General features: G+C 35.2%; 16 protein-coding genes. 7 read left to right on the top strand and 9 right to left on the bottom strand.

The features are described from left to right. Positions 1-90: 90 nt before the first annotated feature. The 3 genes from AC1W31_RS14800 (at position 91) to queA (ending at position 2,238) form a co-directional block, all read left to right on the top strand. The gene (locus AC1W31_RS14800) at positions 91-555 is read left to right on the top strand and encodes an RDD family protein (protein ID WP_481735248.1); all 465 of its coding nucleotides are present in this window, start codon (positions 91-93) and stop codon (positions 553-555) included. Then, positions 556-945 (top strand): DUF2752 domain-containing protein, encoded by a 390-nt coding sequence (locus AC1W31_RS14805; RefSeq protein WP_481735249.1) that lies wholly within the window; start codon positions 556-558, stop codon positions 943-945. Between the two features lie 240 nt (positions 946-1,185). Next, positions 1,186-2,238, top strand: coding sequence for a tRNA preQ1(34) S-adenosylmethionine ribosyltransferase-isomerase QueA (gene queA, locus AC1W31_RS14810; protein WP_481735263.1), 1,053 nt, complete (start codon positions 1,186-1,188; stop codon positions 2,236-2,238). Between the two features lie 38 nt (positions 2,239-2,276). Here queA and AC1W31_RS14815 read toward each other — a convergent pair whose 3' ends face one another. From AC1W31_RS14815 to rpsT, 3 genes are all read right to left on the bottom strand, one after another. Next, positions 2,277-2,945 (bottom strand): pseudouridine synthase, encoded by a 669-nt coding sequence (locus AC1W31_RS14815; RefSeq protein WP_481735250.1) that lies wholly within the window; start codon positions 2,943-2,945, stop codon positions 2,277-2,279. A 354-nt stretch (positions 2,946-3,299) separates the two neighbouring features. Further along, positions 3,300-4,001 carry a RadC family protein gene (gene radC, locus AC1W31_RS14820; protein WP_481735251.1) on the bottom strand — a complete coding sequence of 234 codons (702 nt, stop codon included), beginning with the start codon at positions 3,999-4,001 and terminating at the stop codon, positions 3,300-3,302. Positions 4,002-4,121: 120 nt separating this feature from the next. Further along, entirely contained in the window at positions 4,122-4,379 is a 258-nt protein-coding gene (gene rpsT, locus AC1W31_RS14825; RefSeq protein ID WP_481735252.1) for a 30S ribosomal protein S20, read from the bottom strand. Positions 4,380-4,621: 242 nt separating this feature from the next. Here rpsT and AC1W31_RS14830 point away from each other — a divergent pair, with 242 nt between their 5' ends. Beyond that, a complete protein-coding gene (locus AC1W31_RS14830) occupies positions 4,622-5,647 on the top strand; it encodes a zinc dependent phospholipase C family protein (protein WP_481735253.1) in 1,026 nt (341 codons plus the stop codon). Positions 5,648-5,816: 169 nt separating this feature from the next. Next, a complete protein-coding gene (locus AC1W31_RS14835; RefSeq protein ID WP_481735254.1) occupies positions 5,817-6,992 on the top strand; it encodes a class I SAM-dependent rRNA methyltransferase in 1,176 nt (391 codons plus the stop codon). A 128-nt stretch (positions 6,993-7,120) separates the two neighbouring features. Here the strand turns inward: AC1W31_RS14835 and lepB are convergent, their stop codons facing one another. From lepB to AC1W31_RS14860, 5 genes are all read right to left on the bottom strand, one after another. Beyond that, positions 7,121-8,293: a signal peptidase I gene (gene lepB / locus AC1W31_RS14840; protein ID WP_481735255.1), complete on the bottom strand. Its 1,173-nt coding sequence runs from the start codon at positions 8,291-8,293 to the stop codon at positions 7,121-7,123. A 141-nt stretch (positions 8,294-8,434) separates the two neighbouring features. Further along, positions 8,435-9,154, bottom strand: a complete 720-nt coding sequence (gene dapB / locus AC1W31_RS14845) for a 4-hydroxy-tetrahydrodipicolinate reductase (protein WP_481735256.1) — start codon at positions 9,152-9,154, stop codon at positions 8,435-8,437. A gap of 106 nt (positions 9,155-9,260) precedes the next feature. Next, entirely contained in the window at positions 9,261-9,893 is a 633-nt protein-coding gene (locus tag AC1W31_RS14850) for a DUF5683 domain-containing protein (RefSeq protein ID WP_481735257.1), read from the bottom strand. A 137-nt stretch (positions 9,894-10,030) separates the two neighbouring features. Further along, positions 10,031-10,972 carry a ParB/RepB/Spo0J family partition protein gene (locus AC1W31_RS14855; RefSeq protein ID WP_481735258.1) on the bottom strand — a complete coding sequence of 314 codons (942 nt, stop codon included), beginning with the start codon at positions 10,970-10,972 and terminating at the stop codon, positions 10,031-10,033. Positions 10,973-11,203: 231 nt separating this feature from the next. Further along, a complete protein-coding gene (locus AC1W31_RS14860; protein ID WP_481735259.1) occupies positions 11,204-11,983 on the bottom strand; it encodes a ParA family protein in 780 nt (259 codons plus the stop codon). A gap of 467 nt (positions 11,984-12,450) precedes the next feature. On the opposite strand from AC1W31_RS14860, the gene AC1W31_RS14865 reads away from it, so the two are divergent. Further along, complete coding sequence (locus AC1W31_RS14865) at positions 12,451-13,812, top strand: POT-type proton-dependent oligopeptide transporter (RefSeq protein WP_481735260.1); 1,362 nt, start codon at positions 12,451-12,453, stop codon at positions 13,810-13,812. Positions 13,813-13,956: 144 nt separating this feature from the next. Here AC1W31_RS14865 and AC1W31_RS14870 read toward each other — a convergent pair whose 3' ends face one another. Continuing rightward, positions 13,957-14,622 (bottom strand): hypothetical protein, encoded by a 666-nt coding sequence (locus AC1W31_RS14870; protein WP_481735261.1) that lies wholly within the window; start codon positions 14,620-14,622, stop codon positions 13,957-13,959. A gap of 259 nt (positions 14,623-14,881) precedes the next feature. Between AC1W31_RS14870 and AC1W31_RS14875 the strand changes: the two genes are divergently transcribed. Then, positions 14,882-15,954 (top strand): peptidase associated/transthyretin-like domain-containing protein (locus AC1W31_RS14875; RefSeq protein ID WP_481735262.1); only part of this gene is annotated, 1,073 nt, incomplete at its 3' end.

The following is a 15,954-nucleotide window of genomic DNA, read 5'->3' on the forward strand; positions in this document are numbered from 1 at the left end:
AAAATTTCGAGTTAACGTTTGGCTTTTTTGGGAAAATTGTCTTTCTTGTGTTAGTATTTAACAGTCAAACCCTAAAATTCACTTTTCATTATGACAAATTTACAATTAGCCGATGGCGGCAAGCGATTCATTGCTTTTTTAATTGACATTATTATTCTTACCGTCGTAACGATGATTCTCTTCGGTTTCTTAGCAACCGTAGGATTTGTTGGTGCTTCCGCCACTGAAACAAGTGATTCGGCAGGTATGGTTGCTGCCATGATGGGTGCAAGTTTATTATTGCAAGTTGTATCTTTTGCGCTTCAAGTGGGATATTTTACCTACATGGAATCATCGGAGCGTCAGGCAACCATTGGCAAAAGTGCGATGGGCTTAATTGTGGCGGATGAAAACGGCAACCGTTTAGATACCCAAAAAGCACTTATTCGTAACATTTCAAGATTAGTTTCTGGATTTATTTGCCTCATTGGCTATTTGATGGCTTTTTTCACCGAAAAAAAGCAAACACTTCACGATATTATTGCCAAAACAAATGTTTATACAAAATCCGTATAAATGAACAGTTATAAAATACTTTTGGCGGTATTGACGGTAGTCATTACCGCCTTTTATTTTTTCTGGAATCCTTCAGAATTACGTTTTTTACCCGTTTGCTTCTTCAAAAATTTGACGGGATTTTATTGCCCAGGTTGCGGAGGTCAGCGAGCATTGCATTCTATTTTACACGGAAATTTCAAAAATGCTTTTCATCATAACCCGCTAATTTTTTTTATCCTACCTTTTTTTGCTCTAAAAATCATAGACGTTTTTTTTAATACAACTATTTCAAGGAAATTTTTGTTAAATAATAAAAGAATTTGGATTTTTTTGGGGTTTTTAATATGTTTTACAATCCTTAGAAATATGCCATTATATCCATTCAACCAACTAATTCCCTTAAAATAGCCAATCACTCAATAATTATTTTAAAACTTATTCTCGATTTCTATTGACAAGCCCTATCTCAAAATTGTATATTTGCAAGAATCGTATTGAGGTCATTGGTCTTTGGGCATTGGACTTTGGTATAATTTTAAGATTTTTGCTCGTTGAAAATCGCTAAACCAACTCCATTTATCACAATAAGAATAGTATAAAAAACAAAAGCACATGATTCCAGGCGAAAAAACCGCAAATATCATTAGAATGAAATTGTCCGAATTTAGGTTCGATTTACCCAACAATCTTATATCATTATACCCAACCGAACATCGTGGAGAATCACGTATGATGGTGGTTAATCGTAAAACAAAAACGATTGAACACAAAATGTTTACGGATATTTTGCAATACTTTGAAGATGGTGATGTAATGGTTACCAACGATACCAAAGTATTTCCAGCACGTTTATACGGTCAAAAAGAAAAAACAGGTGCAAAAATTGAAGTTTTTTTATTACGTGAATTAAACCGTGAACACCGTCTTTGGGATGTTTTGGTGGATCCTGCTCGTAAAATCCGTGTGGGCAATAAATTATATTTTGGCGATAGTGATTTAGTGGCCGAGGTTATCGATAACACTACTTCTCGTGGCCGTACAATTCGTTTCTTATACGATGGCGACCACGATGCTTTGATGAAGCAAATTCATTTATTAGGTGAAACTCCACTTCCAGACGAAATTCGTTTTAAACGTAATGTTGAACCAGCCGATGAAGAGCGTTTTCAGACAATTTATGCAAAACACGTAGGGGCGGTTGCCGCTCCAACAGCAGGAATGCACTTTAGCAAAATTATCATGAAACGTTTGGAGTTGAAAGGAATCAATTTCACCCCTTTAACCCTTCATATTGGTTTAGGAACTTTCCGAACGGTGGATGTTGAAGATTTGACGAAACATAAAACCGATTCTGAGAATTTTAACATTCCCCAAGAAACCTGTGATATTGTAAATGAGGGAATTGATAACAAAAGAAAGATTTGTGCCATCGGAACTACCGTGATGAGAGCTTTAGAATCTTCTGTATCAGCAGATGGACATTTAAAGCCAATAGATGGCTGGACGGACAAATTTATCTTCCCTCCTTACGATGTAAGAATTCCAAATGCGTTGTTAACAAACTTCCATTTACCAGAATCTGTATTGATTATGATGACTTCTGCCTTCGGTGGATTTGAATTGATCAAAGAAGCTTATGCCATTGCCATCAAGGAAAAATACAAATTTTATACTTATGGAGATGCGATGTTAATCATCTAAATTCATAAAAAAACCTTCTCAATATTGGGAAGGTTTTTTTATGGGTTAAAATATCGAAACTCATTTGGTTGTAGCTTTTCTAATCCTACCTCTCCAATTCTTATACGAATTAATTGTAATACTTCGTAGTCAAGTTTATAGCACATTCTTCTAATTTGTCGATTCAAGCCTTGTACGAGAATAATTTTGAAAGTATAATTATCAATTTTCTCTACCTGACAAGGTAAAGTCATTTTACCCAAAATATTGATTCCTTCAGACATTTTTTTGATGAATTCACCGTCAATTTCTTTATCTACTGTCACCAAATATTCTTTTTCTGTCTGGTATTCGTGACGTAATATTTTATCAAAAACCCTTCCATCATTGGTCAAAATCAATAAGCCTTCCGATTCTTTATCCAATCGTCCAACTGGAAAAAGCTCTTCTTGAAAAGGTAAAATATCCTTTAGATTGTCTTGAATTTGACGATTTAAGGTAGTCTCAATTCCTCTTGGTTTGTAGAAAGCGAGGTAAATAAAATCCTTTTTTGCTTGCAAAATTTGGTCTTCAAAAGCGACTGAATCGCCTAAATTGAGCACTATATTTTCCAATATAGTTTCACCATTTATTTTTATTTTTCCTTCTAAAATAAGTGCTAAGGCATTTTTATTAGAAATGTTCAAGCGTTTTACCAAAAAATATTGAAGACGTTTTCTGAAAGTCACATTTTTAGAATTATGAGTTGAGCGGGGTACGCAACCTTATGAGTTATGAGTTGAGCGGGGTGCGTAACCTTATGAGTTATGAGTTGAGCGGGGTGCGTAACCTTATGAGTTATGAGTTGAGCGGGGTGCGTAACCTTATGAGTTATGAGTTATGAGTTATGAGTTATGAGTTATGAGTTATGAGTTATGAGTTATGAGTTATGAGTTATGAGTTATGAGTTATGAGTTATGAGTTATGAGTTAAAAAGAAGCGGATTCTTATTTTTTAAGTTCCAGAATTAAAGAAAATTTAGAGAAATATTCGATGTAAAAAATTTATAGCTCATAAGGTTGCGCACCCCGCTCAACTCATAATTAAATCAAGCCTTCATCGGCAAAACTCAAATAAGCTTTATCAGTAAAAATAACATGGTCTAAAACGGGAACGTCCAAATATGAGCCTGCTTCACGAAGTTTTTTGGTTAAGTCTTTATCCGCTTGCGAGGGCGTAAGATTGCCAGATGGGTGATTATGAGCAAGAATAATGGCACTACAAAGATGTTCTAAAGCCACTTTAAAAATCATTTTGGGGTCAGCTACGGTTCCAGAAACTCCTCCGCTACTGATACGTTCACATTTCATTACTTGATTAGCTCGGTTTAGCAGAATAATCCAAAATTCTTCGTGGGGTAAATCCATCAAATGCGGCTTCAAAACCTCATACGCATCTCGTGAGGAGTTAATTCGTACTCGTTCAGGCGTTACAGAAGTCTTTCGTCTCCGACCTAATTCTAAGGCACTCACAATCGTGATGGCTTTTGCCTCGCCAATACCCTTAAATTTTGATAAATCCTTCACGGAAAGACGAGCCAACTGATTTAAATCGTTATTGACACTTTGTAAAATCAGTTTACCTAATTCAACCGCCGTCATATTTCGGATTCCAGAACCGATTTGGATTCCTAATAATTCAGCATCTGACAAAGCTGCTTTTCCTTTAATGAGAAGCTTTTCTCGGGGACGGTCTTCTTCTGCCCAAGATTTAATGTTGAGATGCTCTATTTCGTAGTGGTTCATAAATTGTAGATACAGTTGTATAGCGCTGTATAAAATACAAGTTATTACCTAAATGGCATACAAACAAAAAAAGACCCTAATTTCAGTAGGGTCTTTTAATAGGAATATGTTTTGGCTAAATTATGCAGCCAATTTATTCACTAACTTTGATAACTTTGATTTCAAGTTAGAAGCCTTATTTTTGTGAATAACATTTCTTTTTGCTAATTTATCTAAAGCCGAAGAAACTTTTTTGTAAAGATCAGTTGCGGTAACTTTATCGTGTGTATCACGCAATTTTCTAACCATTGAACGGGTAGTTTTGTGTTGATAACGGTTACGTAATCTTTTCGCTTCGTTAGATCTAATTCTCTTTAATGATGATTTGTGATTTGCCATGTTTATTTCCCGAATAAATATTGGTTTCCTGTTTTCTAAATTTGAAGTGCAAAGGTACGGATTTTTTATTAAATCACAAGACTGATTGGGGAAAAGTTAATAGTTGATGGTTAATAATTAATAGTCAACAATAGTAGAACGTAAAATTAATTCATATAAAAAAAATTAAGTAATTGATTATCAATGTAATAAAAAGTAAAATTTCAAATTCACTCACAATTTCAACCACTTTTCTATTGTTTATGAAAAAATCTATTTTTCCATTTTCCTTAATTTTTATTCTAATTAATCCGCTTATTTCCTTTTCTATCATATTTTCTCCAAACATTTATAATCCAGGATCAAACATCCGAAATGTAAAATGGGGATTTTTTGCTCATCAGCAAATCAATCGTTTGGCAATTTTTACGCTTCCACCAGAAATGATGCCTTTCTTTAAAAAACATCTTCGCTATGTGATAGAACATTCTGTGGACCCCGACCAACGCCGTTATGCGGTAAAATACGAAGCGCCACGTCATTATATTGATTTGGATAATTATGGCGACAGTGCCACTTATAAACTTCCAATATTTTGGAATGATGCTGTAGAAAAATTTACAGAAGATACTTTGATGAAGCATGGCATTGTTCCTTGGCAAATTCAATTGATGAAATTTCAATTAACAAATGCTTTTAGGGAAAATGATGCACAAAGAATCTTGAAATTATCGGCTGAAATTGGTCATTATATCGCTGATGCCAATGTGCCTTTGCATACAACTTCAAATTATAACGGCCAGAAAACCAATCAAATTGGTATTCATGGATTTTGGGAATCACGCTTGCCAGAATTATATTATAACGATTATGATTTCTTTGTGGGCTCAGCCGAATACGAACGATTTGTGGGTAAGCGGGCTTGGCAAGCCGTCAGAAATGCCAATTTAGCGTTAGATTCTGTATTAGTATTTGAGCAAAAATTGAATGCAAATTTTAAAGAAACTAAGAAATACAGTATTGAAGAACGGAATGGTCAAAATATTAAAGTTTATGCAAAAGACTATTCCAAGAAATACCACCAATCCCTTGATAATCAAGTAGAAAGGCAAATGAAACAAGCCATAAAAATGATTGGCGACCTTTGGTTTACATCGTGGGTAGATGCAGGACAACCCGATTTAACCACTCTTTTAAGTTTTAAATTATCGGAAAAACAGAAAAAAGAAGACGAAATTGAGGAGAAATCTTGGTTACAAAAATTGTTCAAAGCACGTGAGGAGAATTGATTTTCGATCTTCGATTTATAATTTTCGATGTTTGGAAAGCGATAATTTAATAATTACTGGTTTGGTATTTTCTTATAATATGCTGGTTTAGGGTAAGTAAACTGCCTTCAGAAAACCGAACATCAAAAATCAAACATTGAACATCGAAAAACACCTTTATCTTTGCACCATGAAATCACAAATCATATTAAAAACGGGTAAAGAAAACCCTGTAAAACGTTTTCACCCTTGGATATTCTCTGGGGCAATTGGTAAAATTGTTGGCAAGCCTGCCGACGGCGAAGTTGTAGATGTGTTAGATTCTCAAAAGAATTATCTTGCCACGGGGCACTATCACGAAGGCAGTATTGCCGTAAAAATATTCTCATTTCAAGAAACGGAATCGGATGAAAATTTCTGGTTTGGTAAAATTCAAAAAGCCTACGAAGTTCGTCAAATTATTGATTTTCAAGGCACTAACTGTTTTAGACTCATTCATGGTGAAGGCGATGGCTGTCCTGGTTTAATCATTGATTTTTATAATGGCGTTGCAGTTTTCCAAGCGCACAGTATTGGAATGTATCTTGAAAAAGAGAAAATTTCAATGGCTTTGCAACGAGTTTTTGGCGATAAATTATTGGCTGTTTACGATAAATCTCACGGAACATTGCCAAAACAATTTGCTCAAAATGTTCAGAATGGTTATCTATTCGGACAATGTGTTGTACCGCACGAAGTTTCAGAAAATGGTTTTAAGTTTTTGATAAATTGGGAAACAGGTCAAAAAACGGGCTTTTTCCTTGACCAACGAGACAATCGGGCTTTGTTAGCAAAATATTCAAAAGGCAAAAAAGTATTAAATTCATTTTGCTATTCGGGAGGATTTTCAATTTATGCTTTGGGTGCTGAAGCCGAATTGGTTCATTCGGTGGACGTTTCACAAAAAGCCATTGATTTAGTTACACAGAATGTTGAAGCCAATAATTTTCAAGGACTTACACACGAAGTTTACGCTGAAGATGTGATGAAATATCTGAAAGCAAACGACCAATTTTATGACCTTATTGTGCTTGACCCACCCGCATTTGCTAAGAATGTAGCCACTCGACATAATGCTGTTCAAGGATATAAAAGACTCAATGCCGAAGGTTTTAAAAGACTGGCGAAGGGAGGAATTTTATTTACCTTCTCGTGTTCGCAGGTTGTAGATAGAGATTTATTTTACAATACGGTCGTGGCTGCTGCTTTAGAAGCTGGCAAACAAGTGAAAGTATTGCATCACCTCACGCAACCCGCCGACCATCCTGTAAATTTCTTTCATCCAGAAGGAAGTTATCTGAAAGGGTTGGTTCTTTATGTGGAGTAGTTTTCGGTAAACGGTACACGGTAAATGGAGAACGCTATTTAACCAGGGAAAAACATAAAAGAGGTCAGAACTGGATTCTGACCTCTTTTGTTTTTACCGTGTACCCGTTACCCTTCTTTACCTTCAATTTAATTCACAAATCTAAATAAACGACTCCATCTAATTTTTGAGAACCATGATTTATTTGGGTCGAGTGACATCCATACGAAAACGGCTTTTCCAACCACGTGGTCAGCGGGAACAAAGCCCCAATAACGTGAATCGGCAGAATGATGACGATTATCGCCCATCATGAAATAATAGTCTTGTTTGAAAGTATAAGACTTGATGATTTTTCCGTCAATTTTAATGGTATAGCCCTCAATTTCTACATTTTTATTGCCTTCGTAATATTTGATAATATATTTATATTTATCAACATTTATTGAATCCAATTGAATAGTAGAACCTTCTTTGGGGATTAATAGAGGGCCATAATTATCTTTATTCCAAATATAAGAACGACCAAACATGGCGGTTGAAGCATCATCTTTTGTCATGCTATCTTCGCCATCGGGAGTACCTTTGGGTGCTTTCAAAATCTCTACACCTACGAAATTTTTTAACTTTTTGAACGCTTCAATATTCGATGAATAAGTATTAACCACATAGTCATGCAAGCCAACAATTGCCGAATCCTGAGAAGTTAATTGAACTTCTTGCCAGTTAAAATTAGGCTGTCCCGTGGCATCTACGCCATTTGTGATGTCATATTTGTCAAAAAACTCATCATTCAATGTTTCTTTTACTTTCAATAAATATTCGTGTTGCATTCTCGCTGGATTTTCCATTGGTTTTCCATTGATATACACTTGTGTATCACGAATTTCCAAGGTATTTCCCGGTGTTCCTATACATCTTTTGATATAATAAGTTCTTAAATCTACGGGTGCGTCACCATCTGGAAGGTAATTTGGCACGTTAAAAACTACGGCATCGCCTTGTTTAACTTCTGAAAAACCTGGCAAACGTTTAATGGGTAAATCTAACAACGTTGAATACGAAGGCAAATCCGTTCCCCAAATCTTTTGGTGCGTTAAGGGTAGTTGCAAAGGCGTTTTTGGCGTACGAACACCGTAGTGCATCTTACTAACAAATAAGAAATCTCCCACCATTAAAGAACCTTCCATTGAAGGTGTTGGAATAGTATAAGCTTCAAAAAAGAAGAATCGAATTAGCGTAGCAGCAACTACTGCAAAAACGACTGAATCAATCCACTCACGAAAAGCAGATTTTTGAACTGGTTTTGTTTTTTCTGACATTTTAATAATTGCAACCACATAGAAACATAAAATACATAGAGAATTTAGTTATAAACCTTAAAATGTACAATGCTTTTACGATTGCTGAATGAAAATTAATACTTTTAAACTTGTTTATTGGTCGTACTTAATCACTGATAATTACACAATACTTAATAATTCTTTCATGCCAAACACGCCTTTTTTCCCAACTATCCACTCGGCTGCAATAACCGCTCCGAGGGCAAAGCCTTCTCTTCCGTGTGCTACGTGTGAGATTTCGATTTGGTCAATATCTGAAATATATTTTACGATATGGGTTCCGGGAACTTTTCCTTCACGAGCCGACCAAATGGCTACTTGTTCGGGTTTAGGAATTTCATTACTTACCCATTGCGTTTTACCTTCCGAATTTTGAATAATACCTTCTGCCAACGTAATGGCCGTTCCTGAAGGAGCATCTTTCTTTTCTGTATGATGAATTTCCGTAGTAGATACACTGTATTGTTTCTGGGGAGCCATCAATTTGGCTAAGGTTTTATTCAATTCAAAAAATAAATTTACGCCAATGGAATAATTGGAAGACCAAAAGAATGCACCGTCTTTTTCAAGAGCCAACGTTTCAACTTCTGGCTTATTTTCGAGCCAACCCGTTGTTCCACAAACCACGGGAAAGCCTTTTTCAAGACAAGATTTTACGTTTTGAAAAGCGGAGGATGGATGACTGAATTCAATAACTGCATCAACCTTTGAAGTAGTTAAATTATCAAATTCCTGACGATTATTAACGTCTATGCAGGCAACAATGTTATGACCTCGACTCTCTGCGACTTTCTCAATAACTTTACCCATTTTGCCGTAGCCGAGTAATACTATATTCATGTTTTGTTAGGTAGTAGTTATGAATTATGAGTGATAAATTATGAATTATCAGGTTTAAATTACCCCCTCTTACCCATCACCCATCACTCATCACTTATAACTAAATTCACTTAAATGCTAAGATTAATTTTGCTCCGAAAATGGGTTCCATAATGTCGGGGCTACTAAATGTTGGTTGTATTTTTAAAGAAATATCATCCGTCATGTCGAATGTTTTTAAGTGAGCCGTAACGTTGGCATCCACAATATTGGCAGCCCAAACTGCCAATAGTATCAGATACGAACCATCCCTATTTTTTCGATAACCCGCCACAATATTATTTAACTGGTCTTGGTTATATTCTCTCACGGTATTGGCATCGTCATACAAAGGAACGTTGAAAGTTGTGGTTGTACTGGCGGTTCCGTTTACGTAGGTATTTCCTAAAATATTTTTGTAGTAATGGTAACGCATATCATTACGAGCAATAAAATAAATATTAACCGCAAATGCCCCTGCAACTAATGGTAATTTCCAATATTGACGGTTATAAACCTGTCCCCAACCTGGCACCATTGCTGAGCGAATAGTTGAGGTTCTTGGAATAATTTTATAGAACTTTTTCAATGAATCTTGCTTACTATAAACCTTGATTTTTTTATCAATATTAACAATTTTAGAAGTGTCGATCCTGATAACTTGCCCTTGAATATTAGAAGTTAGATTTACTAAAAAGAATAAAAACAATAATTTTTTCATCTAAATTTTTTAAAAATCAAACGTGAAATTAAAGTTTATATTCCGTTGATTGAAAAGATTTAAGAAATTTTAAGCTTTTAATATAAATTTTTTCTTATGCCATGACTCGAAGTCATGGCATAAGTCTTCTCAATACACTACGCTTTGATTGCTAATAAAATTTTATCCAAATCAGCTTGTGAAGTAAATGGAATTTTGATTTCTCCTTTTCCTTTTTCATCCGCTTTTACGACAACTTTTGCGCCAAAATAAGCTTGCAAGCGAAATTGCAAACTTCTAATTTCTTGTTTAATTCCTCCACCGATGGCTTTTTTGGCAGAATTCACTAAGTTAGAATCGGCTAAATCTCTCACGGCTTCCTCCACTTTACGAACTGACCAATCATCGGCAATAATCTTTTTGAAAATTTCTAATTGTTGTTCTCGGTCAGTAATGTTGATAATAGCACGAGCGTGTCCCATGGAGATTTTCATATCTCTCAAAGCCACTTGAATAACATCAGGTAATTTCAATAAACGGATATAATTATTAACCGTTGTACGATTTTTACCTACTCTATCCCCTAATTCTTCTTGCTTCAAAGAACATTCAGTAATCAAACGTTGATAAGAAAGAGCAATCTCAATTGAGTTCAGATTTTCACGCTGAATATTCTCAATCAAGGCCATTTCAAGCATTTGCTGATCATTGGCCGTTCTCACATACGCAGGAATACTCGTCAAACCCGCCCGTTTAGAGGCTTGCAAACGGCGTTCTCCCGAGATTAGTTGGAATTTATTTACACCAATCTGACGAACCGTAATGGGTTGAATAATGCCTTGTACTTTAATAGAGTCCGCTAATTCGTTGAGTGCCTCTTCATCAAAATGCGTCCGTGGTTGATACGGATTTGTTTCAATTAAATCCAATGAAATGTCATTCATCGAACTTATTTGTTCCATGCGAGATGAACGTTCGAGCGGCAATACTGGCTGACGAGGCTGTACGTTATTTACTTCGTCGGAATCTTGAAGTAAAGCTCCTAAGCCTCTCCCCAATCCAACACGTTTTTTCATTACTGGAATTTCTACCTTACTCATTATTTTATTAGTTTTAGGTGTTATGGGTTAGGAAGTAGGGATTACGGATTAGGGATTGGACATTAGTCATTTTAGAAAGTTTGATATTTGGTAAGTAATGTTGATGCTTTGAAAAAGTTGCTAATAAATTTCAATCTTTTCGAAGTAAATACTTAAAATCTAATCTCAAATTCCTAATCGCTAATTCCCAATTCCTTAATCCTTAATTCCCAAATCCCTGACACCCTACGCCTATTCTTGTGTAACATATCCGTTTTTTGCCAAAACTTCACGGGCAAGATTCAGATAACTGATTGCTCCTTTACTTTCTGAATCATGAGCGATGGCAGGCACGCCAAAACTTGGTGATTCAGAGAGACGAATATTTCGGGGAATAATTGTATTGAAAACCATATTGTGAAAATGGGCAGTAACTTCTGCCACAACCTGATTAGAAAGACGAACCCTTAAATCATACATCGTCAAAAGTATTCCTTCAATAGCAAGATTTGTGTTCAGTCGGGATTGAATAATTTTTACGGTATTCAACAATTTTCCCAGCCCTTCCAAAGCAAAGTATTCGCATTGCACAGGGATAATAATGGAATCTGCGGCCGTTAGCGCATTAATCGTAATTAAACCCAACGATGGCGAACAATCGACAATGATAAAATCGTAATTATCCCGAATGGGTTGCAACGATTCTTTCATTTTTTGTTCACGGTCACGGAGGTTAATCATCTCAATTTCTGCCCCTACCAAATCAATGTGAGATGGAATAATATGCAAATACGGCAAATCAGTAGCGATTATGATATCTTGAGCCAGCACACCATCGACCATACACTCATAAATTGAGTTTTCGATTCCTTTCGGATTATAACCCAAACCTGAAGTTGAATTAGCTTGCGGGTCGGCATCTACGATGAGCGTTCTAAACTCTAAGGCAGCAAGACTCGCCGCTAAATTGATGGTAGTTGTGGTTTTTCCTACGCCTCCTTTTTGGTTGGCTATGGCAATTATTTTACCCATTTTACGTTTTTTCTGATTCTCAACTCCAAATATCCATCATTCCATCCACATAAGCAAAGAAGTGTTCCACAAAATGTTTCACGAATTTTTATTTTGTGATTGACGATTTAGTAATTTTGTGATTATTGTCTTCATGAATTTCCAAATTATTATTTGATTTTAAAAAATGCAATATTAGATAAAGACAATGAATTGAACACTTATCATTCATTCTTATTAAAATAGTACAAAACAAGAACAATCAAATTTCTATCAAATAAATTGAAAAATTGTTTACAAACTTGATTCACATTAAATTAGCACGATTTTAGAATAACGTAATTTATTAATATTCCCTTAATTTGTTCATTTAGAAAATACGACATGTCTAAAAATGAATTTCGTTGTTTCCTATCTCAACTATTTTTCTATATGTTTTCAATAACCTTTTCTTCATAAACATTCATTTTTCACATAACACAAAAATTATGTCATCAACATCCACTGAATCCCCAGTAATTAAATCAGAAAAATATCCTCATGCCATTCCTTTCATCATTGGTAACGAAGCAGCCGAACGATTTAGCTTTTATGGAATGCGTTCAATTTTGTCGGTATTTTTAGTTGCTCAATTTTTTAATCCTACTGGAAACGCTGCCTTAGAAGCCGTTGCCGAAGCAAAATCAAATGAACAAGTGCATTTATTTGTGTCTTTAGCCTATTTTACGCCCATGATTGGTGCTTTATTGGCAGATTGGTTTTTCGGAAAATATAAAGTAATCCTTTACGTATCCATTATTTACTGTATTGGACATTTGTTTTTATCCATGTTTGATAAGGATTTAACATGGTTTGGTTACGGATTAACCTTAATTGCTATCGGTGCTGGGGGAATAAAATCATGCGTTTCTGCCAATATGGGCGACCAGTTTGATAAAACTAATGAACATTTGATGTCTAAAGTGTATGGTTGGTTTTACTTCTCTATCAATGCAGGTTCGGTGCTTTCCAACTTTTTTATTCCAATTTTATACGATAAGTATGGCGCATCTGTTGCTTTTGGTGTACCAGGTATTTTAATGGCATTAGCCACGTTAATTTTTTGGTTAGGTCGTAAAAAATACATTATTGTGCCTCCTTCTGGAATTGAATTTAATGCCACAAAATTCAAGGAAGGTTTAGCGGCGGCTGGAAAAGTTTTGTTAGTATTCGCCTTTATACCTCTTTTTTGGGCCATGTGGGATCAAAGTTTGGCAGAGTGGGTTTTGCAAGCGAAACATTTAGATTTAACTTTTTGGGGAGGATTTGCGATTTTACCTTCGCAAGTACAATTGGCAAACCCCGTATTTTTAGTAAGTTTCCTTCCTATTTTCACTTACTTAATTTATCCTTTTTGTGAAAAAATGGGACTTAGACTTACGCCACTTCGCAAAATTGGTCTTGGCTTAATATTTACTTGCTTATCATTTGTGATCATTGCTCGTGTACAAGATGACATTGATGCGGGAGGGCATCCATCGGTTTGGAATCAAATATTTGGATATTTAATTTTGGCTTGGGGAGAAATATTAGTGTGGGTTACTTGCCTTGAATATGCCTACACAAATTCGCCAAAATACATGAAAAGTACCATGGCCGCCATTGGATTATTGACCGTTTCTTTGGGCAATTATTTAGTTTCTTTGATGAATGGAAGTATTTCAACGGGAGGCTATTTTGCCTATTTAAGAATAAGTGGTGCAGAATCTGCCTACTACTGGTTTTTCGTAAAATTAATGATTGTTGAAGTCATCATTTTCATGTTAGTTTCTAAATTTATCAAAGAAAAAAGATACGTTGGAGAGGATTAGTTATCAGTTACTGGTGATTAGTTATTGGCTATTAGTCATTCATTAGTGGTCATCTCTTAAAAAAAGAGATAGTCAAATTAATTTGACTATCTCTTTTTATGTTAAACCACAATACCTAATTAACCAGTTACCAATAACTGTTCACTAATTAGCTTTCTTAATATACGTTTTATTACCGTTTGTATTGATGTAATAACGACCTCCACGTGGACCTTCATAGATTGTACGACCTTTATCGTCTTTTCCAGAAATTTTATCATCACCAGCCGATGCTTTTTCAGTTGCTTTGTCAACTTTCTTTATAACTTTCGTTGGTTCAGGCTTAACGGTTGGGTTTTTATCCACAACTTTCTTAGAATCAACCGTTTTATCCGCCTTTTTAGCATCTCTTTCTGCTTTTTTAGCCGCTTTTTCTTGGGCAGTCATTTTCTCTTTTGAATCTTTTTTAGCATCACCTGTGGTTGAAACGGTTGCAGTTTTCACCCCGTCTTTTGCAGCTTTTGCTTCGTCTTTCGCTTTTTTCTTGGCTTCTTTTTCAGCATCTTTTGCTGCTTTATCAGCATCTTTCACTTTCGCATCCACTTTAGCTTCTTTGGTATCTTTAGCATCTTTCGTTTTTTTCTTTGCTTCTTTTTCAGCATCTTTTGCCGCTTTTTTGGCCGCTTTTTCAGCATCTTTTGCTGCTTTATCAGCATCAGTGTCTTTAGCTTTTTTCTCTTTCTTTGGTTTTGTATCAGTCTGTGCATTTAACGCTGGACTTACTACAAATAAACCACAAAGTAATACGGAGAACGCAATAATTTTTTTCATGACTTTTTGTTAAATTTAAAATTGGTTGATAGTAAAAAAGTTTCAGTAAAGCATTGAGAAAGATGCGCAAACGAGAATTCACCATCTTCCTGTGTACTTCTGACCGTAAATATTTGAATAGTAACTGAAATTCCAAAGAAAAATCATCGTTATTAATCAAAATCACCTGTTTTTGGTCGAAATTTCGAGTCAATTGTTCAATTATCGTTAATTTTGTCAAACTAACCGTGTAAATTTAAAAAAAATCTTCTTAGCAATCGTGAAAAAGTATATCTTCATTTTCAGTTTTTTACTCATAAAACTATCCGCTTCTTTTTCACAAAGTTTCACTTTTGTTTCTGGAAAAATCATCGATGAAAATTCCAAAAATCCAGTATCGGGTGTGTACGTGGGTATCCCGGCAAAAGGGGCAAGTACTTCTGCAATTGGCGTTACGACCAATGAATCGGGTGAGTTTATTTTGAAATATCCAATCCTTTTACAAAATACAGGCAGTATAATTATTACCAAGTTAAATTTCAAAGATATTCGGAAGAGTCTATTAGCATTTAAGGAAAAGAAAGACTCCTTAATTTTTGAAATTCAAGCGGTTGAGAACAAAAAAATAGAACCCCGAGATGGTCGTAAAATAATTGATTATGCGGTGTCAAGATTTGAAAAAAACTATAACAACAATCCCTATTTTTTACAAGGATTTTATCGTGAATCATTGTTTTTAGATTCTGCTTTTGTGAAGATTTCGGAGGGAATTTTGAAGGTTGAAAAATACCCATTTCCCGATAAAGGAAATTTGGGCGAAGTAGCTAAATTATTGAAAGGACGAAGCTATGAGAAAACCGAAGGCAAAGAAATCTGGGAAAATCTGCAATTTGGTAATGGCGCAGATTTAGTAATTCGTACTTTGGAAACAAAAACACCCGATTTTTTAGAAAAATCAACCTTGAAAAACTATAAATATCAAATTCAACCTGACCTTCAAGAATACGATGGGATGCCTGTTTTTAACATTTCATTTTCGCCAATTGACAAAAAATTGAAAGGGGCAAAAATTGGCAAAATGAGCATAGATACCCTCACAATGGGTATTTTGAATTATGAATTTGAATTTACATCCGAAGGTTTGAAGGATGTTATGGGCGGTTCTGCTTTTGGCGGTAGTAAAGATGCAAAAGTAAAAACTTTCAAAATAAGTCAGAATTATCATGCGGCTTTGAATAACTATTATTTACACGAATCAGTTTTAATGATTGAAGCCCTCATAAAACAAGATAAAGTAGAAACACCCGCAAAATTAACGTTAAACTTCTTCTCAACGGAGGCAAATTCTCGCAT

This window comes from Arcicella sp., assembly GCF_964672035.1.